19 protein-coding genes and 3 pseudogenes are annotated in these 26473 nt (G+C 71.2%); 12 read left to right on the top strand and 10 right to left on the bottom strand.

Going from position 1 to position 26473, the window contains the following annotated elements:
* Positions 1-6: 6 nt before the first annotated feature.
* From SCATT_RS35435 to SCATT_RS35415, 5 genes are read right to left on the bottom strand one after another with little or no spacing between them, the layout of a single operon-like run.
* Entirely contained in the window at positions 7-3018 is a 3012-nt protein-coding gene (locus SCATT_RS35435; protein WP_014150495.1) for a condensation domain-containing protein, read from the bottom strand.
* A gap of 17 nt (positions 3019-3035) precedes the next feature.
* Positions 3036-4829 (bottom strand): AMP-binding protein, encoded by a 1794-nt coding sequence (locus SCATT_RS35430; protein ID WP_014150496.1) that lies wholly within the window; start codon positions 4827-4829, stop codon positions 3036-3038.
* Positions 4830-4866: 37 nt separating this feature from the next.
* Positions 4867-5613, bottom strand: coding sequence for a thioesterase II family protein (locus tag SCATT_RS35425; protein WP_014150497.1), 747 nt, complete (start codon positions 5611-5613; stop codon positions 4867-4869).
* Positions 5610-8861 (bottom strand): non-ribosomal peptide synthetase, encoded by a 3252-nt coding sequence (locus tag SCATT_RS35420; protein WP_014150498.1) that lies wholly within the window; start codon positions 8859-8861, stop codon positions 5610-5612. Before SCATT_RS35420 ends, SCATT_RS35425 begins: the two co-directional genes overlap by 4 nt.
* A 1-nt stretch (position 8862) precedes the next feature.
* Entirely contained in the window at positions 8863-9135 is a 273-nt protein-coding gene (locus SCATT_RS35415) for a phosphopantetheine-binding protein (RefSeq protein WP_014150499.1), read from the bottom strand.
* A 1258-nt stretch (positions 9136-10393) separates the two neighbouring features.
* Here SCATT_RS35415 and SCATT_RS35410 point away from each other — a divergent pair.
* Positions 10394-11026: a helix-turn-helix transcriptional regulator gene (locus SCATT_RS35410; RefSeq protein WP_014150500.1), complete on the top strand. Its 633-nt coding sequence runs from the start codon at positions 10394-10396 to the stop codon at positions 11024-11026.
* A gap of 317 nt (positions 11027-11343) precedes the next feature.
* Here SCATT_RS35410 and SCATT_RS40195 read toward each other — a convergent pair.
* A pseudogene (locus SCATT_RS40195) lies at positions 11344-11647 on the bottom strand (hypothetical protein); the annotation flags it as partial.
* Positions 11648-11727: 80 nt separating this feature from the next.
* Here SCATT_RS40195 and rpmG point away from each other — a divergent pair.
* The 3 genes from rpmG to SCATT_RS35395 all read left to right on the top strand — a co-directional run bounded on the left by rpmG (position 11728) and on the right by SCATT_RS35395 (position 13807).
* A complete protein-coding gene (gene rpmG / locus SCATT_RS35405) occupies positions 11728-11892 on the top strand; it encodes a 50S ribosomal protein L33 (protein ID WP_014150502.1) in 165 nt (54 codons plus the stop codon).
* Positions 11893-11897: 5 nt separating this feature from the next.
* Positions 11898-12152 (top strand): type B 50S ribosomal protein L31, encoded by a 255-nt coding sequence (locus SCATT_RS35400; RefSeq protein ID WP_014150503.1) that lies wholly within the window; start codon positions 11898-11900, stop codon positions 12150-12152.
* A 272-nt stretch (positions 12153-12424) separates the two neighbouring features.
* A complete protein-coding gene (locus SCATT_RS35395; RefSeq protein WP_014150504.1) occupies positions 12425-13807 on the top strand; it encodes a TolB-like translocation protein in 1383 nt (460 codons plus the stop codon).
* 156 nt (positions 13808-13963) lie between these two features.
* On the opposite strand, the gene SCATT_RS35390 is transcribed toward SCATT_RS35395, so the two are convergent.
* Positions 13964-14200, bottom strand: coding sequence for a hypothetical protein (locus SCATT_RS35390; protein ID WP_014627165.1), 237 nt, complete (start codon positions 14198-14200; stop codon positions 13964-13966).
* A 428-nt stretch (positions 14201-14628) separates the two neighbouring features.
* Here SCATT_RS35390 and SCATT_RS35385 point away from each other — a divergent pair, with 428 nt between their 5' ends.
* The gene (locus SCATT_RS35385; RefSeq protein ID WP_265736677.1) at positions 14629-17358 is read left to right on the top strand and encodes a DUF6924 domain-containing protein; all 2730 of its coding nucleotides are present in this window, start codon (positions 14629-14631) and stop codon (positions 17356-17358) included.
* Between the two features lie 71 nt (positions 17359-17429).
* Here SCATT_RS35385 and SCATT_RS35380 read toward each other — a convergent pair whose 3' ends face one another.
* On the bottom strand, positions 17430-18683 hold the full coding sequence (locus SCATT_RS35380; protein WP_014150507.1) for a metal-dependent hydrolase family protein: 1254 nt from the start codon (positions 18681-18683) through the stop codon (positions 17430-17432).
* 142 nt (positions 18684-18825) lie between these two features.
* Between SCATT_RS35380 and SCATT_RS35375 the strand changes: the two genes are divergently transcribed.
* Positions 18826-19338 carry a MarR family winged helix-turn-helix transcriptional regulator gene (locus tag SCATT_RS35375; protein WP_014150508.1) on the top strand — a complete coding sequence of 171 codons (513 nt, stop codon included), beginning with the start codon at positions 18826-18828 and terminating at the stop codon, positions 19336-19338.
* Between the two features lie 121 nt (positions 19339-19459).
* The gene (locus SCATT_RS35370; protein WP_014150509.1) at positions 19460-20110 is read left to right on the top strand and encodes an NAD(P)-dependent oxidoreductase; all 651 of its coding nucleotides are present in this window, start codon (positions 19460-19462) and stop codon (positions 20108-20110) included.
* Positions 20111-20135: 25 nt separating this feature from the next.
* On the opposite strand, the pseudogene SCATT_RS35365 reads toward SCATT_RS35370, so the two are convergent.
* Positions 20136-20352 (bottom strand): annotated as a pseudogene (locus tag SCATT_RS35365) (aminoglycoside phosphotransferase); the annotation flags it as partial.
* 184 nt (positions 20353-20536) lie between these two features.
* On the opposite strand from SCATT_RS35365, the pseudogene SCATT_RS40675 reads away from it, so the two are divergent.
* Positions 20537-20806: pseudogene (locus SCATT_RS40675) on the top strand (zinc-binding dehydrogenase); the annotation flags it as partial.
* A gap of 184 nt (positions 20807-20990) precedes the next feature.
* Positions 20991-21404 carry a hypothetical protein gene (locus SCATT_RS35355; RefSeq protein WP_014150511.1) on the top strand — a complete coding sequence of 138 codons (414 nt, stop codon included), beginning with the start codon at positions 20991-20993 and terminating at the stop codon, positions 21402-21404.
* 134 nt (positions 21405-21538) lie between these two features.
* On the opposite strand, the gene SCATT_RS35350 is transcribed toward SCATT_RS35355, so the two are convergent.
* Positions 21539-22738, bottom strand: a complete 1200-nt coding sequence (locus SCATT_RS35350; RefSeq protein WP_014150512.1) for an alpha/beta hydrolase — start codon at positions 22736-22738, stop codon at positions 21539-21541.
* Positions 22739-23174: 436 nt separating this feature from the next.
* Here SCATT_RS35350 and SCATT_RS35345 point away from each other — a divergent pair, with 436 nt between their 5' ends.
* From SCATT_RS35345 to SCATT_RS35330, 3 genes are all read left to right on the top strand, one after another.
* A complete protein-coding gene (locus tag SCATT_RS35345) occupies positions 23175-23840 on the top strand; it encodes a SigE family RNA polymerase sigma factor (RefSeq protein WP_014150513.1) in 666 nt (221 codons plus the stop codon).
* Positions 23841-24560: 720 nt separating this feature from the next.
* Positions 24561-25424, top strand: coding sequence for a DUF1963 domain-containing protein (locus SCATT_RS35335; protein WP_014150515.1), 864 nt, complete (start codon positions 24561-24563; stop codon positions 25422-25424).
* A 479-nt stretch (positions 25425-25903) separates the two neighbouring features.
* Positions 25904-26347: an RrF2 family transcriptional regulator gene (locus tag SCATT_RS35330; RefSeq protein ID WP_014150516.1), complete on the top strand. Its 444-nt coding sequence runs from the start codon at positions 25904-25906 to the stop codon at positions 26345-26347.
* Positions 26348-26473: the final 126 nt, after the last annotated feature.

Genomic DNA, 26473 nt, shown 5'->3' with positions numbered 1-26473 from the left:
GCCGCTTCAGAGCTCCCTGGTCGGATCGGCGTCGAACACCCGTCGCGGCAGCAGTGCCGTGAAGTCACCGAGCACCGTGGTGATTTCGTCCGTCAACCGCAGCGCGCCTGCCGCGTCGAGGCAGTCGCCGCGGTAGGCGAGGTTCCCCTCCACCACGTCCTGCGCCGTGGTGAAGGTCACGGTGAGGGGGAACTTGCTAACTTCTTCGCCCCGCAGGTCCTGATCGAGGAAGACCAGGCGGGCGTCGCCGAGCGTGGCCGACCACTGGTCCATCCCGACGCTGTTGAGCAGGCAGTCGACGAAGGGCGTTCGTCCTCGCGACCGTGGGGGCCGTAGCCGCCGGACCACGTCGTCGAACGGGGCGCTTTGGTGCTCGAAGGCCGCGATGACTTCTTCCCGCACCGTTCGCAGCAGATCCGAGTAGGTCGTCTCCGCCCCGCAGCGGGAACGCAGCACGAGGGTGTTCATGCACGGCCCGATGACATCGTCGAAGACACCTGCCGACCTGCTCGCCACCGGGACGCCGAAGGTGATGTCCGGCAGCCCGGACGCCCGGTGCAGCACCGCCGCCAAGGCCGCGGCGGTCACCATGAACCGGGAGGCGTTCCGCTCCGTGCCGAGGGCGGTCAGCCGCTGTGCCGTGTCGCCGTCGAGTCGCAGGGGGATGTTGCCGGATTCGCCCGCGGCGCGGGGCCCGGCCAGTCCGAGGGAGGCCGGGGCGCCGGAGAGGTGGTCTTGCCAGTACGCCAGGTCCGCCGCCGTTCTGGACCGGGCTGATTCGGTCTGCTGGGCGAAGACCAGCTCGCGGTACTGGCCGGGTTCCGGGAGCGGCCCGGATGCCAGGCCCGCCGCCTGCTGGTAACAACGTTCCAGGTCGCGGACGAGGACGGGGACGGACTCCCCGTCGAGTACCAGGTGGTGCAGGCAGAGGGAGAACAACTGGCCGCCGTCCGGCAGGGAGAACCAGCCGGCCGCGAGCAGCCGTGCGGTGGAGGGGTCGAAGGCGCTGGTGGTGGTGTCGGACCACTTCCGCAGCCACTGCCGTTGGCCGGCCTCGGCGGCGGCGGTCACGTCGAGCCGGTCCACCAAGGGAGCCCAGGGCTCGGTGACCTCCTGGTAGAGCCTGCCGTCCTTGTCGACGAAACGGGTACGCAGGATCTCGTGCCGGGAGACCAGCAGCGCGAGTGCGCGGGAGAGGGCGTCACCGTCGAGGGTTCCCCGTACCTTCCACAGGAGCGGGATGTGGTATTTGGCGTGCGCGGGGTCGAGGCGTTCGGCCAGCCAGATGCTCTCCTGGAAGACCGAGGCCGGGAAGACGTCCTCCCAGGTCTCCTCGGGGTGCGGTGTGTCGTCCGCGTCCACCGGGGCGGCGGCGCGGCGGTCGTCGATGACCTCGGCGAGCCGGCCGAACCTGGGGTGGCTGAACAGATCGCGTACGGACAGCTCGACACCGAGGCGCTCCGTGATCCGGTTCAGCAGCGTGGTGGCGAGCAGGGAGTGCCCGCCCAGCTCGAAGAAGGAATCGTCGGCGGACACCTCGGGGATCCGCAGTACCTCGCGCCAGATTTCACCGAGCATTGCGGCCGACGCGGGCGTGGCCGCCGTGCCCGCCGGTTCGCGGGGGCGTTCGGTGTCCTCGGCCGGCTCCGTGCCGCCGGTGTCCGGGAGGACGACGGCGGGCAGCCGTGCCGTCGCCTCGCCGAGGGTGCGACCCGGGTCGGCCACCATGTCGGCCACGATGGACAGGTAGTCACGTGTCAGCGCTGCCAGGGCGGTGGGCCCGACGGTGCCGCCCGGGTCCTTCCACAGCATCCTGCTACCGGTGCTGCCCTCGTTGAGCTGCGCCGTGAGCCGGTAGTCGGCGACGTCCGTCGAGTCGAGGTAGCTGAGTCGGCACCGGGAGCCGCCGCCGACGAGTTCGAAGCGGTGCACATCCAGTCCGCTGGTGCTGGTGGTGTCCCAGTACTCGAACACCACCTGGTGGGTGTGGGCACGGGCGTCCGGTCCCACGAGGTGGGCGGCCCGTAGGATCGATGGGAGCGGCAGGTCGCCGTGTTTCAGCCCGTCACGCACGGTGGTGCGCAGTTTCCGCAGGAACCGCTCGTAGGTGTCGGAGGGGCACAGCTTCTGGCGGAACGGCAGCACGTTGACGAAGTAACCGACCCGTTCCCCAAGTCGCTTGTCCGATCTGCCGTGATAGGGCGCGGAGACGATCAGGTCGTCGCTGCCGGTGTGATGGGAGAGCGTGATGAACAGGGCGCCGAGCATCACGGTGAAGTAGGAGACGCCCAGTTCCCTGGCGAGTCGGCGTGCCTGCCGGCTCAGTTGGGCGTCCACGGTGAACGGCGTCAGTGCCCGCGCCCCTTCGGCGGATCGCACCGGGAGGGTGCGGGCGGGTGGCATGTCCGCCAACTCGTCGCGCCAGTAGCGCCGCGATTCCTCGCCGATCGCCCCGTCGGCGGCCTCCCGTGAGCGTCGGGCGTGGTCCACCAGTGGTGTGAGGTCCTCCGGCAGCCCCAGGTCCTCCCCCGCGTAGGCGCGGCGCAGATCGTCGAGGAGCAGCGGGGTCGCGGTGCCGTCCAGGACGATGTGGTGCACCGTTATCAGCAGGACGGTGTAGTCGGGTCCCTCCAGCACCTCCACCCGGGCCAGTGGGCCTTCGTCCAGGTCGAACGGGGAACGGGCGGCGATGACCGCTTCGTCGCGCGGGGCGGTGACGGCGCGCACGGTCACCGGGAGCGAGGCGGTGCCGGCCCAGTCGAGGCACAGGTGCCCGGAGACGTCACGGACGCGTGCCCGCAGCATGGGGTGGCGTCGGCTCAGCTGGGCGACGGCCGCTCGCAGGCGGGGAAGGTCCAGGACGCCCTTGACGTCCAGCGCCAGCGGAATGATGTGTTCCCACTTGGTGGGGTCTATCTGCCAAGTGACCCACATCGCCTCCTGGTTGACCGACAGGGGAAGGTGCTGGGTCAGCGTGGTCCGAGCTCCGTCGAGGTCCCGCGATCGGTTGTCGTCCATTTGTCCTCCCGTACGGGCTAGCGCAGTTGCTCGGCGAGCGCCCGCTTGTCGGTCTTTCCCGAGGGGCTCAGCGGCAGGGTGGGCACGTTGACGAACCGGCTCGGCACCATGAAGGCCGGCAGGGCGGTCCTGGCGTGGCCGGCCAGCCGTTCGGAGAGCGTGTCCGGTGCGCCGTCGTCCGTCGTCGTGTAGAAGGCGACGAGCGTCCGTTCGCCGATCCGGCTGGTGGTCGGGACCACCACCAGATCGCCGACGCCCTCGGCGGTCCGCAATGCGGACTCGACCTCGCCGATCTCTATCCGGTACCCGTTGATCTTCACCTGGTCGTCCGCGCGTCCGGCGAACTCCAGCGTGCCGTCCTCCCGGGCCACGGCCAGGTCGCCGCTGCGGTAGTAGCGGCGGGGGGCCTCGCCGCGCAGGGACAGCACGGGGTAGCGCTCAGCCGTCAGCTCCGGCCGCTCCAGGTATCCGATGGCCAGTTGCGGGCCTGCCAGGTGGATCTCGCCGATCTCTCCCGGGCGGGCCGGAAGGCCGTCCTCGGTGAGCAGCGCGATGTCGAATCCGTTCAGCGGCAGGCCGATGTTGAGCGCTGGGTCGGGAGGGTTCCGCCGGGTGCCGGTGGTCTCCGCGCCGTCCGGTGCCGACGGGTCCGCCCCGGGCGGGGCGGGCGGCGCGTCGATCTCGTCGGCGGGCAGCCGTCGGTATGTCGCGAAGACCGTGGTCTCGGTGATGCCGTACATGTTGACGAACTCGGTGCGCGTGCCGTGGGCCCGCCGCCAGTCGCGGACCGCTTCGACGTCGACGGCCTCGCCGCCGAAGACCACGTACTTGAGCGCCGTTCCGGCTCCCGTGGCCTTCGCACCGGTCGCGGCGCGCGACAGGTACCGGAACACCGAGGGCACCTGGTTGAGCACGGTCACCCGTTGTTCGCGCAGCAGGTCGAGCATGGCCTCGGGGGACCGGGCGACGTCGGCCGGTACCACCACGAGTGTCGCGCCGTGCGACAACGCCCCCCACATCTCCCAGACCGAGAAGTCGAAGCAGTAGGAGTGGAAGAGCGTCCACACGTCCGTGCCGTCGGTGTCGAGGATCCGGTCGCAGGCGTCGAGGAGCGCGGTCACATTGCGGTGCGAGACCACGACCCCCTTGGGCCGTCCGCTCGATCCCGAGGTGTAGATGACGTAGGCGGGTGCGTCCGGGCCCACCTGGACGTCGTCGGCGCGGGGTGCGTCGTCCGACCACAGGCTGTCCTCGACGGTGACGACACGTGCCGCATCGGGCGCCGAACGCGTACCGGGGTCCGCCAGCACCATGTCGACCGAGGCGTCCTGGGCCATGAAGCGCACCCGTTCCGGCGGGTAGTCGGGGTCGAGCGGTACGTAGGCGCAGCCGGCCTTGAGCACGGCCAGGATCGCGGTCACCACGTTGTTGCCGCGTCGCAGGCAGATGCCGACGCGGGCGCCGGGTCCGGACACCTGGCGCAGGATCACGGCCGCGAGCCGGGAGGCCCGCTCGTCGAGTTGCCGGTAGGTGAGTTCTTCCCGCCCGTCCCGGACGGCCGGGGCGTCCGGGGTGCGCGCCACCTGGGCGGCGAACACCTGGTGGAGGCAGAGTTCCGGCGCGGACCGGAGGCTGAGCGGACGCATGTCGGTCCATGTCTTCTCGATGTGGGCCAGGCACTCCGGCTTGCTGCCGGCCACGCCCACCGGGTCCCAGCCCGGCGGCATCTCATGGTCCTTTGGCCATATCGCATACTGTTCCTCGTGGTTGCGCACCACGAGATAGCGGCGGTCGTCGCCGTCCTCGAACATGTCGGCACTCCTTTTCGGTTGCGGTCGGCCGGGCCGGTCAGACGTGTTGGAGGAGTTCCCGGCGTATCCGCGCGAGCATCCGCGGGCCGCCTGGTCCTTCGTGGAAGAAGTGGTCGCCGGGTAGCAGGCGAAGGCTGAACCCGGTGCTGGTGTGTTCCTGCCACGCCTCCAGTTCCGCCTTGGAGACGGTCGTGTCGTCGATGCCGCCGAACACGCTGATGGGGACGGGGAGCGGGGGCCGTTCCCGGTACCGGTAGGTGTAGTCGATCTCGAAGTCGGCCCGGACGGCGGGCAGGGTCAGCCGCATGACGTCCGGCATCGCGAGGAGGTCGGGGGGTGTCCCGCCGAGCCCTCCCATGACGTCGATCAGCTCCGGCGTGGGCAGGCGGTGGTACGGCAGGCGCGCGCTGCCCAGCCGTGGGGCCCGGTGTGCCGCGGCGATCAGCCGGAGTGGTGTGTCCGCGCCGGTGCTGAGCAGGCGGCTGGCCACCTCGAACCCGATCAGCGAGCCGAGACTGTGACCGAAGATCGCCATCGGGCGGTCCGACTCGGCCCGGACCACGTCGGTGAGGGCGTCGGCCAGCGGCTCCATCCTCGTGAACGGCGCCTCACGCAGCCGGGCGCCGCGGCCGGGCAGCTGGACGGCGCAGACTTCCACCTCGGGCTGGAGGTGTTGGGACCAGGAGCGGTACATCGACGCCGCGGCGCCCGCCCCGGCCAGGCACAGCAGGCGCATCCGTGCCTGCGGGCGGGGCGGGAAGCGCAGCAGCCATCGGTTCTTCACCGGCTCTCCCGTTCCCGGCCGGCGTTGTCCGCCCGCTCCTCGGCGGTGCCTGACACCAGCGGTTCGGGTACGGGCTCCGCAGGCGTGCCGGCCGCGGTCTCCTGCCGCAGATGGGCCCCGAGTTCCTCGATGGTGGGGTGGTGGAAGATGTGGCTGACGGTGAGGGTGAGTCCGGCCTCGCGCGCGCGGTGGACGACCTGGATGCTTTTGAGCGAATCGCCGCCGATCTCGAAGAAGTCCTCCGTGACGTCGCTGTGCTGTCGGCCGAGGACCTGGGACCAGATGCCGGCCAGTACCCGTTCGATCTCGTCACGGGGGCCCACGTGCCGTCCCACGCCGCCGAGTTCGGGGACCGGCAGCGCGGCGCGGTCGACCTTGCCGCTCGGGTTGAGCGGGAACCGGGGCAGGACGACCAGGTGACCGGGGACCATGTAGCGGGGCAGGTGGTCCCGCAGATGGTCGCGGAGGAGGGCGGCGAACGCGTCGTCGTCCAGGACGGCCCACGATTCCGTGCGGTGTTCCGTCCGGCTCGCCCGCACCAGGTAGGCGACGAGGGCGGGTTCGGCGGACCCGGTGGTGACCGGTGTGGTGGTGACGATGGCGTCCCGCACCCCGGGGTGGCCGCGCAGGACGTTCTCGATCTCCCCCGGCTCGATACGGAAGCCACGGATCTTCACCTGGTGGTCGTTGCGGCCCAGGAAGTCGACGCTGCCGTCGGAACGCCACCGCACCAGGTCACCGGTCCGGTACAACCGGGCCCCCGGCCTGCCCCCGTACGGACTCGGCACGAACCGGTCCGCCGTCAGACCAGGCTGATTGAGGTACCCACGCGCCAGCGCGACCCCGCCCAGATACAACTCACCGGGCACCCCCACCGGCACCGGACGCAACTCCGCGTCCAGCACGTAGACCTCCACCCCCGCGATCGGACGCCCGATGTCCGGCAGGACTCCCCGGCGGTGGGGTTCGGGCTGGACCGTGCCCGAGGTGGCGACGACCGTGCTCTCCGTCGGCCCGTAGTTGTTGACCAGCCGGAACGGCAGCGTTCCGGATCCCGTTCCGCGCAGCCGGTCGCCGCCGGTCAGCACGGAACGCGGGGCGCCTTCGGCCGGCCAGTCGGCGCGGGCCAGTCGCTCGGCGAGAGGGGTGGGAACGAAGCAACTGGTCACCTCCCGCGCGACCAGCCAGCGGATCAGGTCACGGGGGGAGAGCACGGTCTCGGCGTCGGGCACCTCCAGCGTGGCCCCGGCGGTGAGCGCCGACCAGATCTCCCAGGCGGACGCGTCGAAGCCGGGAGCGGCCATCAGCGTGGTGCGGTCGCCCGGCCCGATGCCGAACTCCTCATGGTGCCAGGCGACCAGGTTCGACAGTGCGCGGTGTTCGACCATCACGCCCTTCGGGCGGCCCGTCGAGCCGGATGTGTAGACGACATAGGCGAGGTCCGCCGGGTCCGTGCTCGGCGCGGGCGCGGGTGCGGCGACGGTGCCGGACGTCCGGATCCGCTCAAGGGTGAGGATCTTCCCGGTCGGCAGCGATGTGGTGTGTTCGCTGTCCGCCACGGTGAGCAGCGGATCCGCTTCCGTGAGGACGGCGGCCAGTCTGGGCGGCGGGTTGGCCGGGTCGAGCGGGAGGTAGGCGGCTCCGGTCTTGACGATGCCGAGTTCGGCGATCACCAGGTCCACGCCGCGGGGCAGGCAGGTGGCGACGAGGGTTCCGGGGCCCGCGCCCGACGCGCGCAACACCGTGGCGAGGAGGTTCGCCTGCTGGTCGAGCTGCGCGTAGGTCAGCGCCCGCTCCCCCGCACGCACCGCCACGGCGTCCGGTCGTTCGCGGGCGTGGCGTTCCACCATCCGTTCCACGCGTTCGCCGTCGGCGGCCGGTGGTCGCGGGCCGCCGGCCAGGACCGTCCGCTCCTCCTCGGCGCCCAGCAGGGGCAGTCGTGCGACCGGTGTGTCCGGTGCCGCCAACGCCCCGGAGAGCAGCCGCAGGTAACGTGCGCCGAGCAGTTCCGCGGTGCGTCCGTCGAACACATCGGTCTGGTAACCCATCCAGCCTTCGACCCGTTCCGCACTCCACGCCATGTGCAGGGTCAGCTCGAACTTGGCGGTCTCGATCCGCACCGGGACGGGGCTCGCCTCCAGACCGGGGAACGCGCCGACGTCACCGGCGGATTCCTCGTAGGTGAAGGCGCACTGGAAGATCGGGTTGCGTGAGGTCAGACGCTCGGGTTGCAGATCCTCCACCACCCGCTGGAAGGGCAGGTCCTGGTACTCGTGCGCGGCGAGGAAGGTGTCGCGGACGTGACGCAGCAGTTCCGCGAAGGTCATGCCCTCCTGGATCCGGATGCGCAACGGCAGCATGTTGACGAACAGGCCGACGACGGCTTCGGCCTCCAGCGTCGTCCGTCCGCTGACCGGTACGCCGATGACCACCTCCGGCGCCGAGGCCAGCCGGGAAAGGAGTGCGGCGTAGGCGCTGAGCAGCACGACGAACCTGCTCGCCCGGTGGCGGGCGGCCAACGACCTGATGTGCTCGCTCAGTTGGGGGGCGACGGTGAAGCCCCGGCTGTCACCGGCGTAGCTCTGGACGGGTGGGTGCGGCCGGTCGGTGGGCAGTGGTAGTTGCCGCGGCGCGGAGGCGAGGTTGCGGCGCCAGAACTCCAGTGCCTCGGCGTGGCGTGGCCCGGACAGCATCTCCCGCTCGGCGGCGACATGGTCCTGGTACCCGTGGCGCACCACGGGCAACGGGTCCTCGGCGCCGTCGAGGTTCGCGGCGTACACGGCCGCGAGTTCGCGCTCGATGACGCCCAGCGACCAGCCGTCGACGACGATGTGGTGGAAGGCGAGTACCAGTACGTGGTCGTCTTCGGCGAGCCGGATCAACTGGGCCCGGAACACCGGGCCGTTCACCAGGTCGAAGGCGCCCAGGGCCACCCGGTCGACCTCGTCCCGCAGGGCGGTGTGGCGCGCTGCGGCGGGTGTGTCGGAGAGGTCGGTCCGGCCCAGTGGCACGGTGGCGTTCCGCGCGATCCGCAGGACCGGTTCGCCGTCCAGGAAGGGGAAGGTGGCCCGCAGGACGGCGTGCCGCTCGACCAGCCGGGCGAGCGCCCGCTCCAGGCAAGCCGCATCGAGCGTGCCGCGCAGCCGGGTGGCCTTCGGCACGTTGTACTCGTTGCCGTCCGGCCGTAACCGCCACAGGAACCACAGTCGTTGTTGCGCGGACGCCAGTGGCGAGTGGTCTACGCCCATGTCAGCCCTCGCCCTTCTCCCGGCGGGGGCCGTCCGCGTGCGCCAGTGCGCGCTGCCGCGCCACGAAGTGGGCGAGTTCGGCGATCGTGGGGTACTCGAAGAAGGCGGCGAGCGACACCTCGACCTGTAACGAGTCCCGTATGCGGGAGATGACCTGGGAAGCGGAGAGCGAATGGCCTCCCAGCTCGAAGAAGTTGTCTCCGGCAGCCAGATCGTCCAGGCGGAGCACGTCTTCCCATATGCGGGTGACCGAGTGCCGCACCTCGTTGTCCAACGCTTGGCCCGTCCGTGCCGGACCGTCCGCGGTCCCGGCGTGTTCCCTATCCGGAAGAGTCCGCGGTGGCTGTTCCGCCGCGGTATCTCCCACTTCCTGCCCGTCGGGCACCATCCCAGGCTTCCCCTCTGTCCGCTGTATCGAGTCAGGCTCCGTCGGGGTGCACGAGAACCGGGGACCGGCGCGGATGAGACGCGGATTCCCGGGAACTGCTGCGTGCTGCCCGCGATTTCACCCCAGGAAACGCATACAGCCTGTTCTCAATTCAATGAAACACAACAGATGCACACACCACGTGGAACGTTATTCCGCTCCCGATCCGCACTGCTCCCAAGATGAACGGCCCAGCAGACGGACGCAAGCCGCCCCACCCTTTGGGGAGTTGAAGGGTGCACATTGGTGCGCCGCCATTGCGTCGTCCTGGAGCGCGAGGGACCATCACCGGCTCCTCGCGCCGGTACGGGAGACTTCGGGAGCAGGGCCGCCGACGGCTCATGGTCCGCGACGGCCGCTCCACCCCCACGGACCGCCCTCCGGCGGCACGGAACTGCCCCGGTTCACCCGTCCCCGTGCCCCCAGGGGTAAACCTCGCGGTATGGCCAGGCAGACACGCCACGGTCCCGTACCGACGGCGACGGCACAACCGACCATTGGCCGGGTGGAATCGATCATGAATCGGCGGACGTGGGCTACGCTGACCTGGTTATCCGTACCGACTACTCCAGCGACGTCGTGTGGCGCACGGACAGCTCCGCACGACGCGCGGCGGGATGGTGATCAGGATGGGTGAGCCGTGGTGCCGACGATCCAGCCTGGGCCGGTGCCGGCGTGACGGGGGGATCCTCGACCACCGCGGGTGAAGCATGGCCACCGACCCCTGACACCTGCCGTCTCCCCGGCCGTCCCAGGTCCCTGGCCGTCCCGGTCGGCCAGGGCGACCGGGACGTGCGGTCGTTCGGCACGGCGCCCCATGCCCGCCCGCTCAACGACCCGCCGGGCCAGGGAGATTGCGCGGCCTACGGACACGCCTGATCCGCAAAGGCGTAAAGGCGGTTTCCGCGCCGTCGCGTTCGAGCCGCCGGGGAATCGCACAGCGCTCCCGGTCCGGACTCCCGTTCGCTTGGCGGTCGTTCACCTCTCGCGGCACTCACCGACGGAACGAGCGGAACGCGTCCCAGGTGCGTCCTGACCACTTCTTCAAATCGCCGGCCGACCTTGTTTCCTCCACCGAGATTGATGAGCCATGACAAGTAAGACTGTGAAACCCATCACCGTGTCCGTACTTGCCAATGACCCGGTCACCGGAGAAGGAGCCGTCTCGTGGCTTTCGTCGCACAAGGAGATCCAGGCGAGCTACTGCTCCGAGCGTCTCCCCGCCGACATCCTGCTGGTACTGGCGACAGAGGTCACCGGGGACACGCTTTCCCGGGTGGAACAGGTCCAGCACGAGACCTCGGACCACACGCTCCCCGTGGTCATGGTCGCCCATGAACTTCCCGAGCACCATCTCCTGCGCGCGATCGACCTCGGTCTGGTGAGCTTCTTACCCCGTCAGCAGAGTTGCTTCGAAGAAGTGCGGCGGGCCGTCATGGGCGCCGTGACCCACGGCATCGAACGGTGCGGGGACGTGCAACAGGCCCTGATCAAGCAGATCAAGGCCATCAGGGACACCGTCCTCGTGCCGCACGGGTTGAACGTCGCCGGCCTGGCGGACAGAGAGGTCGAAGTGCTCCGCCTGCTGGCCGACGGGTGGAGCACGAAGCAGATCGCCACAAAGCTCAGTTATTCGGAACGAACCGTGAAGAGCATCGTGCACAGCATCGTCACACGGCTCAACCTCCGCAACCGCACGCACGCCGTCGTGTACGCGCTCCGCTTGGGCATTCTGTGACCGAGGCGGCCGGTGACCGGGCGTGGCGGCCGGAGCCCGCTTCCGCCGCCGCGTCCGTCCCGGGGCCGTCCGCCGGCGCCCGGTGGTCGACGGCCGCCGCCCGCACCCCGCGTACGTAGCGGGGCGAGCAGTTCGACCTGGTGACGGATGCGGAGGTGGTTGGTCGGCGCGTCCAGGTCCAGGGCGCCGGGGTCCGCGCCAGGCAGGCACGGGCGCGGTGTCGTGCGCCGCCCGGTGCCGTTGCCGGGTCCGTCGCGCCCCGCGCCACCGTTCCCGTCACGGCGTGAGCGGATCGGGTGTGGATCGTCAACTGCCCCTGTGGCGCCGGGCAGTTCGTTCACGCGTGCCGTCTCGCGCGCGGATGCGGGTCAGGCCGAAGGCGCGCAGGCGGCCACGGGGACGCCCGGCTACGGCGTCGCGGGTGCGCGGGTGGGTGGTGTCGGCGTCGCGGGGTTGTCGGCGCGCTTCCCGTTGGGGGGCGGCGCGTTCCTCGTCGGAGGGTCGGGGGAATGAGCTGATCGCCTTCAGCGCGGCGCGGCGTGCGGCGTAGCGGGCCACGACAAGGCGCCGCTGTCCGTTCTGCACGGGCCGGCGGCCGGCGGGTTGGCGGTGGTCGGACATGCTTCCTCCTCTGTTGGCGGCAACAGCGGCACACTAACAGCTTGATGAAAATGAAAATCAATGTGTGTATGGTGTCGTCCATGGCCCGTAACGAACTGCGCCCGATCATCAAGCTCAGGTCCACCGCCGGCACCGGCTACACGTACGTGACCCGCAAGAACCGCCGTAACAACCCCGACCGGCTGACGCTGCGCAAGTACGACCCGGTCGCCGGCCGCCACGTCGACTTCCGTGAGGAGCGCTGAGAGCCGTGAAGCCCGGAATCCACCCCGCCTACCACCCGGTCGTCTTCCGTGACCGGGCGGCCGACTTCGCCTTCCTGACCCGTTCGACGGCCACCAGCGACAAGACCGTCGTGTGGGCGGACGGCAACACCTACCCGGTCATCGACGTCGAGATCTCCTCGGCGAGCCACCCCTTCTACACCGGCACCCAGCGGGTCCTGGACACCGCGGGGCGCGTCGAGCGCTTCGAGCGGCGCTACGGACGCTCGCGGAGCGCGTAGTGAGCGACGGGCGGCTGCCGCTGGGCCGCCGGGGACCGGCTCGGCGGCGACGCACCTGCGATGAGGCGCGGGAGGACAGGTACCGGCCGGCCGCCGTGGATCCCCCAGGGCACGGCCGGGGTCGTCGCCGCCGCAGACGAACCCCTCGCGTTTTTCGATCGGTTCCTCCTCCCCCGTTGACCGTCGGCGGCGTCGGCGATTGGCTCTCCTGGAACCCGTCCGCGGACTGCCGGGGGCGGGTGGGAGCAGCCATCCGGGGAGGACGGATCAGCATGGAGCAGACCCACCGAACGACCCGTACCAGAGGCCGACTCACGCTCGGCGCCTGCGTGCTGGCGGCGGCCACGGCCGTCGCAGGCACCGCCGCGCCCGCCCGGGCCGACGCGGCGTGGGGCCCCGTCACCCAGGTCGACCGCGGGACGGACGGCGCCCCGGCGGACCAGCCGTCGACGAGCCTGGGGATCAGCGGCAACGGCCACTACGCGCTCTTCGCCTCGTCGGCGACCAATCTGGTGCCGGACGGCGCGAAGGCCGGCTTCGGCCTGTACGTCCGCGATCTGCGTACCGGCCGCACCGAACTGGTCAGCCGGGCCGACGACGGCACCCCGCTGACCGCGCTCGACGACAGGGCGGGGATCAGCGGCGACGGCCGGTACGTCGTCTTCTCCAGCGGCGCCGCCGACGTGGCGCCCGGCCAGCCCGCCAACGGCGCGTACAACGTCTACGTCCGCGACCGCGTCAAGGCACGTACCCGGCTCGTCACCACCGGCACCCCGACCGGCGGAACCCAGGGCGACCCGGGCGCCTACCACCCGGCCATCAGCGCCGACGGCCGGCGCATCGTCTACATGTCGACCCGCACCGACCTCGTGCCGGGCGCCGCCGTCAAGCCGGACACCCGGAACATCTACGTCACCGACCGCATCACCGGTCACACCCGCCTGGCATCACCCGGCGCGAACGGGCAGGCAGCCGACAACGACTCGGACAACCCGACGATCAGCGCGGACGGCGGTACCGTCGGCTTCAGCTCCCGGGCCACGAACCTGTTACCACCCGCCACCCCGGCGAACGGCGCCGTCCATCCGCACGGCCTGCGCTACACCAACCTCTACACCTACGACCTGCACCGCCGCACCACCACTCTCGCCAGCCTGGCCGCCGACGGCACGGCCGGCCCGGCGGCCCCGGCCCTCCGGCTCAGCCCCGACGGCCGCTACGCCGCCTACGCCCTCGGCGCGTCCCCGCTGCCCGGCGGCAAGGCCCGCACCGAACTGTTCGTCCACGACCTGCGAACAGGCAAGGTGAACAGCGCACGCACCTCGGCCAACCCGGCGGCGATCTGCTGGGCGGACCCCTCGGCGGCCATCAGCTCCGACGACCGGTGGGTCTACTTCTCCGGCGGCTGCTCCGACACGATCATCCACGCCCGGCAGGCCCGCCACGACCTCTACCGCCAGAACCTGGCGACCGGCCGCACCGAAACCATCAGCACGGCCTCCGACGGTTCACAACAGGACGGCGCCGCGATCGCCCCGTACGTGTCCGACAACGGCAGAACCGTGGAGTTCACCGACAACAGCACCAACCTGCTCCCCGGAGGCACCACGTCCAACGACTGGCACGTCTACGCCCGTACGCCGGGCGAGCACTGAGCTCTCTCCGACCTCACGCGGATCGAGGACGAGTGGACGAGCACGCGAAGCTCCTGGCGGACACGGGTGATCTTGGTCGAGAACCCGTCCACCAGGAGCTTCGTCGTTACGCAGGACGGTCCAACCCGCGGTCAGCGCCGCCGGCTCGGAAACAGCTCAGTACAGCACCCAGAGGGAGATGCGCCCGTTGTTGTCGACACAAGTGGCGTCCTGGTAATGCTGCTTCGCCGTCGGGATGTCCGCCTGGCACGCGGCCATGTCGGGGTACATCTCCGGACCACCGGCGATGTCGTGCCAGCTGGCGGCGGAGGCGGAGCCGGCAGTCAACGGAATCGCGACCGTAGCGGCCACGACAGCAAGACCGTAGGTCATTCGCTTGCGCCACGACTTCATACAACGCTCCTCACGCAAAGGGTCGGCCCCGGACGGGCCGACCGCGTCAGATCAACTTCTGCCCGGGGAGGCCCCGGGCACTCCTCACCCCAACATGCCGGAACCACGCACTTCAAAGCCACCAAGGCCCCTGTTACAAGGCCCCTACAAAGCCGGACGGACATACACCGAGACATCCGACTTTACGGCCCATCACGGCTTCGGAGCAGAAAGGCCGGAACGGCGGCTCGGCACCCGCCGAAGTGCATCGCGGGGTCAGGGACGATGGTCGACGCCGGACCACGACGAGGTCCCGGAACACATCAACGCGCTCACGCGCAACGGCAGTTGAGCTGACACAAGCTCGGCGGATTACGCTGTCGTCCACGTAAAGGCGAGGAGGACCAGTGCGGCCCGTACCGGATCAGACGTCTGCGCTCGCGTTCCGGATGTGGCAGCGCGCGCGGGACTCGGAGCCGTGGGTGCCAGGGGCACGGCTGCTGGTGCACGTCGACGACGGTGGAACCGAGGCGCTGGCGCAACTGTCCTGGACCACCGAGGACGGCACGCAGTGCTCGCTGGGCTTTTCACCCGACCTGGCCGGCTGCTACGGCCAACGCCGCACCGCCGACGGTGACATGGTGGAGGTCCGTGGCGAACTCGATGAGCAGCGGGGGGAGCAGGATCGCGAGGGCGCCCAGGGATACGAGTTCGACACGCAGGTGCGGGATGCCGACGGCTGGATTCCCGCGGGGCGGCTGCGGGTGCTGGTCGAGGACGGTAGTCGGGCCCCCGTGCAGTGGGTGGCCTGGCACGACCGGTCCGGCAACGCGTGTTCGCTGACGCTGCGCCCGGCGGGTCCGACCGGCAACGCGGATGTGAGCGACCTCGTTGTCGCCGTGTCGGCCAGCGCCGAGCACCACGGCGCGGGCGAGGTTGCCGCGAACCTCGTCGACACCTCGAGCAGCAAATGGTTCGCGCCCCACAGTCATGCGTCCCTGGACTTCCGGCTCTCCCAACCGGTCCCGGTGAAGCGGTACGTCCTGACCTCCGCGAACGACGCTCCGGACCGCGATCCGGCGGCCTGGACTCTGCGCGGCTCGGCGGACGGAAGGCTGTGGCGCACCCTCGATGCCCGCACGGGCCAGTCCCTTCCCGGCCGGCACCGGTCCCGGACGTACCGCATAGCCCGACCCGGAGCCTACAACCGTTACCGTCTCGACATCACCGGCAGCAACGGCTCCCCGCACCTGCAACTCGAAGCCGTCCGGTTCCTGGCCGGCAGCGGCGGATTCGTCGGCTACCGGCAACGAGCGGGCCACTCCCCCGTCGCCTGCCGCGGAACACGCGTGATGCGGATACCACCGGAGATCCCGTCGCAGCCACTGCCCGACGACGCGACAACGCCCTCAGCATGGCAGCCCGGTTGTTCCTGGCTCCCGCTCGGTGGCGCGCTCTCGATGGAGTCCTCGACCTCACCATCGGGCCGGTTCACGGTGCTGAGCGGGGTGTACGACCCGCCACTGGCGATACGCGACAACCTCACGCGCGCGTACGTGTGGGTCGGCGACGCGCGGTCGTTCAGCCTGCTGTCCCTGGGCCCCGACGGAGACCTGGCCGCCTGGGACCACCACGGCCGGCGGGTGTGGGGTACGGGCACCGCGTGGCGGGGCGTGCGGCGGCTGGAGATGCGCGACACCGGCGACCTGGTCCTGACCGACGCGCACGGTGGCATCGTGTGGAGCACCGGAATCCCCGAGGTTCCGGCCGCGTCGGGCGAACTGCCCACGGTCGCCCGCGGATCGCGGATGCGCCGGGGCGAAAGCCTCTACGGGCAGACGCTCACCAGTGCTGACGGGTCGACCGTGCTCTTCCACGACGGCCGTGTCCTGCGCTGCATCGTCAAGGGCCACACCTCCCACTGGGACAGGTTCTACGACCAACACAACGTTCTCGAACTCGGCGAGGACGGCGTTCTGCGCGCGCTGGCGCTCGACGGCTCCGAGCTGGAACGCATCGCCGGGCCGGGCACCGAACTGGTCGTGGCGCGAGGGGCTGCGGAGCTGCGCGACGAGACGGGAGGCGTCGTCTGGGCATCCGCCAACGGCCCGGCCCGGCTCGACGGCACGCCGGTGCGCGAGCCGGCTGTGCCGCGCAACGACGTACTGGCCGCCTGGTTCGGGGCGTTGATCGGACAGGGCCGCGGATTCTGCGTCGCGGTGGTCGAGGAGAGTTCGCCCACGCAGGTGCTGGAGCGTCTCGGCGTCGTGCCGTGCTCGGTGGTGCGGGGCACGTGGCGCCAGCTCCAGCAGCGGCGGGAAGCGGTGGGTGCGGGAAGTGTCGTCGCGGTGGTCGCCGCGGGGCCGGACGTCATCGTTCTCAGCGACGATGCCACGCTGCCGGTGGCGCGGTCGGTGCTGGCGGAGTCGGTCGCGGTGGTGCACGCGCCGGCCGGCGGAAACGGCTACGGTGCGCGGTTCACCCTTCACCAACGCGGCGAGCTGGTGAGCGAGTTCACGGACCAGCCGTTCCGGCGCAAAGGGGTCAAGGTGCCCGAGGTGGCCGCCGCGCTGGCGGAGAACGACCGCGACCGGCACCGCTTCGAGTTGCTGTTCCGCGTCTGCGGGGTGGTACCCGATGCCGCCGGGCTCGGCGGTGTACTGCTCGGTGGTGTGCCGGTCCCCTCGGCGGAGCCCGTCGTGGCGCCCGACACCGGGGACGCCCTGCCGCCCTTGGTGATCGCGGAACGCGACACGCTGAGCCCGCTGGTGATCCGTACAGACTTCAGCGACGAGGACGCCTGGAACCAGGTCGTCACGAGGCTTGGGGAACCGTGGATGGACAACATCCCGGAGCCGCACCTCGTCTGCGAGCCCGCGTACGACGGCGTCCCCGCCGAACGCGTCCTCAAGGCCGTACGCGCGGCCCTGCCCGAGCCGGACCTGCCCGGGGCGGTCTTCATCGCCGACGCCACCACGATGCGTCACAAGGCGCATCCGCCGCTCGCCGTGTCCACCGAGTGGGACGGCGAGCCCTTCGAGCCGGACGAGGAGGCCTTCGTCACGCAGTTCCGCATCCGGCCCGACGCGGCCATCGAGGTCAGCTGCAACCTCGGCATCGGCACCATGGATTTCGAGGACTTCGCCGGCAGCGACGTGGGCGAACGCATGGTGGGCTGACGTCACCGCGTTCCGTGGCGGCCCGCCATCGAAGGCGTGGCGGGCAGCGGTGGTTCGCCGGGGCCGGGTGGCTACGAGGCCGAGAGCGTGGTGCGGGTGCCGCGGCGCCACACCTCGCGCAGGTTGAGGGTGTCGCCGATCGTGGTGGTGGGGTCGCCGTCCACGAGCAGCAGGTCGGCCCGCAGGCCCGCGGCGATGCGGCCACGGTCGTCCAGGCCGAAGCGACGTGCCGGGGTGACGGTCGCCGCGCGCAGGGCCTGGACCGGGGTGAGGCCGGCCCGGACGAGGTACTGCAACTCCTGGTGGAGGCTGGCGCCGTGGACCACACCGCCCAGGAACGGCAGTGGCATGGGGGCCGCGTCGGTGCCCGCCAACAGGTCGACGCCGGCGTCGTGGAGGGCCTTGACCGAGGCCAGGACGTCGTCGAGTCTGCCGTGCGGGTACCGGTCGTAGCTGCTGTTGAGGGTGTTGGTCCAGGCCTCGTTCAGGCGGGAGCCGACGCGGGGGTCCGCGGTGAGGGACGCGCCGGTGATGCCCATCATGGAGGCGTTCAGGACGACGCAGGGGACGACGAACGCGCCGGAGGCGGCGATGAGTTCGATGATCTCGGCGGTGTGCGGCTGGTCCATGAACAGGTGGGCGAAGCCGTCGATGCCGGCCTCGATCGCCATCCGGGTCGCGTCGACGGTCAGGGTGTGGGCGATGGTGAGCATCCCGTGCCGGTGGGCCTCGGCGACCCCGGCGGTCAGGGTCGCCTGGTCGAGCATGGGCAGACCGGGGTGGCCCTCGACGGTTCCGTCGTCGACCATGAACTTGATGTAGTCCGAGCCCGCCGCGACGAGCTGGGGGATGAAGGCGACCGCTTCCTCCGGTGTGGTGGAGAACGGCATCAGGGGCATCTCGTGCGGGCCGGGCCGTTCGCCTTGGTCGTCCGCTTCGCCGTGGCCTTCCGGGCTGAAGTCCTCGGGCATGAGTTCGCTGGGGTGGCCGCCGGGAGGGGTGATGCCGAATCCGGCGGAGCGGACGTCGGCGAGGGAGTCGTTCTCCGTGATGTGCGCGCGGCCGGCCCCGGTGTTCATGCCCTGCATCTCCAGTTCGGTGGTGACCCCGAACCGCAGTGCCAGCGCGAGTGCCTCGTCGGAGGTGTGGACGTGGGCGTCGATCAGACCGGGCAGCAGTGTTCCGCCCCGGGCGTCGACGATGTCCGCCTCGGCCGGCGCTTCGCCTCCCACGGCGGCGATCCGCGTGCCGTCCAGCACGACGGTGGCGTCCTCCAGCACGCGCTCACCGTCGAACACCCGGCCGTTGATGATGGCTGTGATCATGACCCACTCTCCTCCGGGCAGGTTCGTCGCTCGCGCTGATGCCGAGCTCTTCCCACCGCGGGGACCACACTAATGCAAACTGCAATTCCATGCACATTGACATGCATCTGCGAGTTGCATGTGCATGCGCTAGGCTGTGGGGGTGACCAACACGGATGCCTCGACACCGCAGGGCGAGGACCTTCTGGAAGCCGTCGGCACAGCTTTCGCCCGGCTGAGGCGGCGCACCATGCAGGCCCCGGTCGACCCGCCCTCCGGGCCCAAGGACCTCAAGCGCAACCTGGTCCTCAACATCGTCGACGAGGCGGCCGAGGCGGGCACCGAGATGACGGTCGGCGGGCTCGCCGCCCACCTCCTGGTGGACCCGTCGGTGGCCAGCCGCATGGTGAGCGACTGCATCGCCCACGGCTACCTGGTCCGCGCGGCCTCGCAACAGGACGGCCGCCGCACCGTGCTCCACCTCACCGAGGAAGGCACCGCCCTCCTCAACCACTTCCGCCGCCAGCAACGGCAGGCATTCGAATACATCACCCGCGACTGGCCCGAAGCCGAACGGCTCGAGTTCGCCCGCCTCCTCCTCAAGTACGCCGACTCCACCGCCCGGCTGCCCGCCCCGGGCACCGCCGACGCGCCCCCGCCGCCGTCCGCCACGTAGGACCACCGCGCACCCGCGCCGGTCGCCTCGTGCCCGGCCGGTATCGCGCGCCTTCCCGGGCAGGGCGGGTATCCGTCGCTAGCGTGGTCTCTCCAGCCCACTGCGGTTCCGAGGAGACCTCATGGCCAAGATCGCCCTCTACGGCGCCACCGGTACCATCGGCAGCCGCGTCCTGCGCGAGGCGCTGGACCGCGGTCACCACGTCACGGCCGCCGTCCGCGACCCCGGAAAGCTCACCGAGCGGCACCCGAACCTCACGGTCACCACCGGCGACGTACTCGACCCCGCCTCGGTGGCCGCCGTCGCCGACGGGCAGGACGTCGTCGTCAGCGCCGTCGGCGGCGGCGACGGCCCCGGTCACGTGGCCACCATCGAGCCCGCCGCCCAGTCCCTGGTCGCCGGCCTGCGCTCGCTGGGCGGAAAGGCACCGCGACTGATCGCCGTCAACGGCGCCGGCTCGCTGCGCACACCCGACGGCAAGCAGGTGTGGGATGCCGAAGGGCTGCCCGAGTTCCTGCTCCAGATCATGCACGCGCACGGTGACGCGCTCGACTTCTACCGGTCCGTCCACGATGTCCGCTGGACCTGCCTCAGCCCCGCCGCGCAGATCGCCCCCGGCGAACGCACCGGCACCTACCGCACCGCTCTCGACGACCTGATCGTGGGCGCCGACGGTGAAAGCCGCATCTCCACCGAGGACTTCGCGGTAGCCCTCGTGGACGAGATCGAAAGCGGTGACCACGTCGGCGAACGCTTCACGGTCGGCGCGTAGCCCCTCGGGCTTGCGTGCGCCTCGCTCAGCCCAACGTGTCCATCAGGGCGGTGACATAGGCATCCAGCCGCCCCTCCACGACTCCCGTCGTCAGCTCGGTTCTCCCCGCCTCCCGCCACGACCGCGCCACCACCCGCACCTCCTCCGAACACGCCAGTGCGTCCCGCACCCGCCAGTACAACCGCTCACACCCCGCCGCGGCCAGCACCCCCGCCGGCCTCCTCGTACGCCTCGGCGAACCGCGGGGCTGGACGCCACGATCGGGCCCATCTGGACCGGCTGGCCGGCCTCAACCCTCCGCAGGTCGTCGCTTCGGCGGCCGCCATGCCCGCTCCCCCACAGGTGCGGCGGCTGCTGGACGCCTGGTCGCCGCGACCGGGGTACATCCGCGACCGGCACTGGAATCTCACCGACATCAACGGTGATGGCAACGCCTCGGGCGCCAACGACGCCGCCGTCATGGCCAACAGCCTGTGGTTCACCAACAGGGCCGTCTGCGGGTTCAACCCGCGGCCTTCTCCGCCGCCTTCCCCGAGACGCCGGGCGTGCCCTGCGCCGCGCGGTCGAGGCGCGGCGCGGGGAACCCTGCGGGTGCGGGTCGAGTCCCCGCCGCTGGAACAGGCGGCGCAGGCCCACCGCCGCGTCGAATCCGGAGGGACCACCGGGAAGCTGGTCCTCGCCGCCGCGGCGCCCGGGGGGCGCCCCGCGCGTAGCCGCGCAGCGGCGCGGGGCAGGAAAGGGCCCTCGGCCGAGCCGTTCGCATTTCGCCAAGGCCGGTACGGGGCGGCGGACCTAACGTCGCGGTGTCCCGCTCGAGCGGCGCCTGCCGCGACAGGACACAACCGTTCCTTTCCGGGACCCATCCCCTCACGGAGGCAATGTGAGACTGTCACGCACCGTTGCGTCCCTTTCCGGCGTCGTCGCCCTCGCCTCGCTCGGTCTCGTCGGTGCCAACAGCGCCGTGGCGGCCGGGCACCGGGCCGCCGACGACTCGTACTACGGCTGCCCGGCGGGGGCGGTCTGCCTCTACGCCCAGGACGCCACACAGGGCTGGGACGGGCTGGACCCCAGCCGGATCACCAACGTCTACTGGAGCTACGGGTCCCACAACCTCAGCAACGAGTACGGCTGGCACTGGCTGGTCAACAACCAGACGCCGAGTTCGTCGATGAACGCGTGGGCGGAGACCTGCACCGGCTACAACGGGGCCGACTGCACCAAGCAGATCCTCCCCCGCATGGGCATCCAGCTCGACTTCGGCCCGATCAACTCCATCGTGCTCGACCGGCCGTGACGGCGCGGTGATCCGTTCCGGCCGGCTCGGCGGGAGACCGGCCGGAGCGGTGCCGAGGGCGGCCTCGGTGAACAGCACGCCGCGCCGGACCCGGACGCGCGCCCGCGCCCGGATCCGGTGGCGGTGTGTCGCAGTCAGCGGCGGTCGGCCGTCACGTCCACGGAGGCGACGCCCGCCAGAGGGTGCCGCTTGCCGGTCAGGATCGCGTCGAACCGCTTGTCACCGGTGAGGTGGCGCCGGAAGAAGGCGTCGATGTAGGCGACGGCGACCTGGCGTTGGCCGGCTTCGGTCAGTTGGGGGTCGTAGGCGGGGTCATCGCGCCCGGTGCACTGGCCGGGGTGAGCGGCGTCGTGGCCGGCGTCGTCGGCGGCGGCGACCTGTCCGCTCTCCGGCGACCACTGTGTGTTGAAGTAGTTGTGGTTCGCACCGTGGATCTCGAACCGGTAGAACGCTGCGGAGCTCTTGGCCGTCGCGTCGGCGGCGAAGGAGAAGGCCTCACGCCCGACCTGGCCGTCGCAGGTCCCGCGCATCACGGCCACGGGCGTCTTCGTGATCCGGTACGCGGTCATGTCCTCGGTCATGACGTTGTAGGCGGGGGCCAGCGCCATGACCGCCCTGACCTTGACCCCGGCGGGCCACTGGGCCTTGTGGCGATCGGCCGCCTGCCAGGTCACGCCCGCGCCGCCGCGCGAGTGGCCCATGGTGCCGACCTCGTTCAGGTCGACGTGGTGCCTGAAGTCGACGCGTCGCGGCTTGCCCGTGACCGCGTCGCGGAACGCGCCGACGAGACCGCCACGGCCCGCGTCGTCGAGCTGCTGCCACAGGGCGAGGTGCTTGTTGATCAGGTCGGCCCGTGCGGAGGCGTTCTCGTCGCCCCACACCGACGAGGCGTTGATGCCGTTGGCGCGGATGGACACCACGATGAACCCGTGGCCGGCCAGTTCCTCGCCGAGGTAGTCGTAGCCGCGCTCGTTGGGGATGGGGCGTGTACCGGGGGCACAGGGCCAGCTGAACAGCTTCCGGCCGGCAGCCGCGTACGCGTCCTGGTCCCCGGCCTTTTCGGCGGCGTCGCGGGCAGCCGCTGCCGCCCGGTCCGCGCAGGTCTCGTGCCAGCCGTGCAGTTGGACGACGAGTGGCCGCGGCGTGGTGCCGAGGTCCTTCGGGTAGTGCACGGTCGCGGCGATCTCGACCGGTTCCCCGGTTCCGGGCAGCCGATAGGCCTGGTCGCCCAGGTTGTAGGTGACGGTGGCGACGCCCCCCGGCCCATCGGGGGTCGCGGCGGACGCGGGGCTCCCCGCCAGGGCCTGCGGCGCGAAGAGGGCCGCCGCGGACACGGCGAGTACGCGGGCTCGAAGCAGACGGCGGCGCGCAGCCGCGGGTGTGTCGTGGTGTGTCAAGGACGGTCTCCGTGAGCGGTGAGCGGTGGCGTCGGCAGGCAGCCGCCAGGCGCCGGACGATGGCTTCATTCCGACAGACGCCCGGCGAGGTCCGAGGTTGCGCCGCACGGGGGTTCCGGCATGCCCGGGCTCCGCCTTCCCGTCCGCACGCGGCGCACCGTGCGGTGTGACGTGTGAGCGGCGTCATATTCTTCCCGGCACCCGCAACGTGGGCGGGGGGTGGACGTCTGAAGGAGGGAGGCAGGCAGGCCGCCTCCGCACGCCGACACGTTGTGAGGTTCCGCATGACCGATCCCGACGTCACCACCGTCACGAGAGCGCTCCGGCCCTCGTCCGGCGCCGGGGCCCCGGCCGGGGAGAGGGCACGTCGGCGATGAACGTGGCCGCCTGGCCGACGGGTTCGCCCGCGGCTGCCGGTACGGACACCGGCGGGCTCCGCCGACGCTGGACGCGACTGCTGCTGAGGCTGTCCCAAGGGCCACGGCACGGCGGGGATCACGTCATCACCCTCGGACCGGCCCGGGCCGCACCCGGCGGATGCCACGACGACATCACTCCCGACTTCGACGGTCTGTACCACCACCGCCGGCTCCACTACGTGCGTCTGGCCCTGCTGCTCGTGGACGACCTCCCCACCGCCGAGGACGTCGTCCAGGACGCGTTCACGGCGATGTTCCGCCGTCATGGCGGCACACTCGCCGGCCTGGCCGACCCCGAGGCGTATCTGCGGACCAGCGTGGTGAACGGCGCGCGCTCGGTCCTGCGCAGGCGCCGGACCGCCCGGGCCCACGTGCCGGAGCGGCCCGTCACCGTACCGCCGGCCGACGAGGACGTGCTGCTGAAGGAAGAACACCGGCAGGTGCTGGCGGCGCTGCGGTCGCTCACCCGACGGCAGCGCGAGGTGCTGGTGTTGCGGTACTGGTCCCATCTGTCGGAAGCGCGGATCGCTGAAACGCTCGGACTGTCGCGTGGCACGGTGAAGTCCACGGCCAGCCGGGCGCTGGACGCCCTGGGCAGGAAGCTGGAGGCAATCGGATGAGCGGGCGGAGCGGTCCCCACGGTCCGGACCGGCTGGAGGAGGTGCTGCGGGAGGCGCTCGCCGCGCGCGCCGACAGCGTCGGTGCCGGGGATCTGCGTCCGGCGCGACCACCGTCGCCGGCCGGCGTGCCGCGGCGGCACAGGCTCCACCCGGCCGTGCTGGCGGCCGTCGGACTGGCGGCCGTGGTGGCCGCGGCCGTCTTCCTCGTGCACGGCGCGGCGGATCGGTCGCGGGGCCCTTCAGTGGTTCCGGCCGGTCCTTCGGCCTCCCCGTCCGATGGCCCCCGCCGCCCGACGGCGTCCCCGGGTCCGGGGACCGCGGCACCCGTCCCCGCCCCACCGCCCTCCGGCAGCCGGGTCGAGCCTCCCGGCCCCCGGTTCACGGGGGCCGCCCCGAGGTAGCGCCGCGTGGCGGCCGTGCCGGGGCGGAGTCAGCCGTGCCACCCGCCCGTGGTGGCCGGATGCGTTCCGTCCCGACGGCGCGGGTGAGTACGGCGGCGTTCCCGACAGGTCAACCGCACGTAAGAGGCGCCCAGTTGACGCCCAGGCCGGGGCAGGCGGCGGACCGGGCCCTGACGTCGGCGCGGGCGGGAGCCCGATGCCGACACGGCGGACCGCGGCTTCCGGCGCGCGTCGACCAGCGCGAGGGAGGCGCCCGCGCCGCGGCCACCGGAACCCCGGTATCGGCATCGATGTCAGTGCCGGGCCCTACCTTGGTCGTGTGACTACCGAAGAACTACGCGAGCGACTGGCCCGTTTCCGCGACGAGGCGGTCCAACTGGACATCCCGGCCGACGAGGTCGACCGGTGGATCGACATGGTGCGGCCCTGCGCGGTCCTGTCGACGCGCGACGACGGCCCGGTCGCCGCCCGGTTCGGCGGCCCCGCGCGGCTGCCGGCCGGCACCCCGCACCCTGCGTTCCCCTACGTCGCCTCCATCGACCTCTCGGCGCTGCCGCCGGACTCGACCGACCTGCCCCTGCCGTCCGACGGCCACCTGCTCCTCTTCGCCTGGCCGCGCGACAAGGGTGACCTCAGCAACCACGGCGCGGTCGTGCACGTTCCCGCCGGAACGCCCACGGAGGAACACGACACGTACGCCTGGGACCCGTACGGCATACCGGAGGAACGGGAGGTCGCCGACGCCTTCCCGCAGGGCGAGCTGCGGGTGCGGACGGAGCCGTCGCTGCCGTACCACTACGAGGTCGAACTGCCCGATGGCGACCTGGAGCCGCTGCCCGGCTTCCCCCACGCCGAGGAACTGGCCGAGGAGTGGGAGATGGCGTGCCGCTACCTCGACCTCCGGGGCCCCTTGCACATAGGCGGGTACGCCGACGAGGAGATGGTTCATCTCGACCCGCTGGAAAACCTCGTGCGCTGCGCGGTGGAGCAGGCGTCGACGAGCGAATGGGGCGGCGGGGAACCGGTGTCGGAGAACGTCGACGACTGGGTGCTGCTCGCGAGCTGGAGCCCCGAACTCGGTGACGTGGCCGCCGGGTCCAGCGTCCACTGGGCGATCCAGCGCAAGGACCTGGAGGCCGGGCGCTTCGACCGGGCGTTCACCAACGTGTACTGGAACCCCTGAGCCGACCGGTTCGCGCGTCACACGTCGGGTGATGGCGAGCAACGCGAGAAACGGGGGTGGTTGACGAACGGGATCCGGTCGGAGCCCGGACCCCGCGCCGCAACTAGGCCGCGACGTGGCCGAGTTCGGTGCCGGGATGCGCCGGTCCCTCACACCAACACAGGGACACGACGGTTCCGGTGCCGTGCTCGCCCGTCTCCGCCTCGTCCAGCCGCAGGGAGGCTCGGGTAGACGCGGGGCGGAAGCAGCGGGCGCGGCAGCTCGCCCAGTGGCATGGTGCGACACGGCGGGGCTGAGGAGGCCGTCGGTGATGTCCGGGGCGTGGAACACCGTGGCACCGGCGTCCAGGCCGATCTTGGTCGGCCTGGGCCTTCGGCCCTCGCCTCGGGCGCGGACTCGCCTCAGGTGCTTGGTTGACGACCGATTCAACTGCAACTAGCCTGATTACAGTTAATCGGCGGTGACGGCAGGAGCGGGAGATGGCGGGGCTCAGCGGCAGGAGCGTAGTCGCGATTCACGCGCTCGCGATGCTGGCGCACCGGCGTGGGGGCTCGTTGACCTCCGCGGAGATCGCGGACAGCCTGGAAAGCAATCCCGTCCTGGTGCGGCGCGTCCTCGGCCGTTTGCGCGACGCTCATCTGGTGTGGTCCACCGAGGGTCGGGGCGGCGGCTGGTCCCTTGCTCGCGACCCGCGGGACATCACGCTCCACGACGCGTACGCCGCCGTCGAGGAGGGGCAGATCTTCTCGCGGCACACCCGTCCGCCCAGCGGGGCGTGCGAGGTCGGACGCACCATCGGCGTCCTGCTCGACGTCGAGTTCCAGAAGGCGGAGCGAGCCCTGGAGGAACAGCTCGGCAGGACGACCATCGCCGGCCTGCTGCAACGGATACTCGCCTTCGACAACGAACCGAGTGCTCACTGACCAAGCGGTGACGCATGCGCGCCCCGCACCATGACGCACGACTTAACTGTAACCGACATAGCTACAGTTCCGGGCCGGGCCCGGCTCCCGATGTCAGCGGCCAGGCCGCACGATCCATCCGCGGCA

Source organism: Streptantibioticus cattleyicolor NRRL 8057 = DSM 46488 (assembly GCF_000240165.1).
In the GTDB taxonomy this organism is placed as follows: Bacteria; Actinomycetota; Actinomycetes; order Streptomycetales; family Streptomycetaceae; genus Streptantibioticus; species Streptantibioticus cattleyicolor.
The sequence above is the reverse complement of the archived record's forward strand: the minus strand, read 5'-3'. Positions and strand labels throughout refer to the sequence as shown.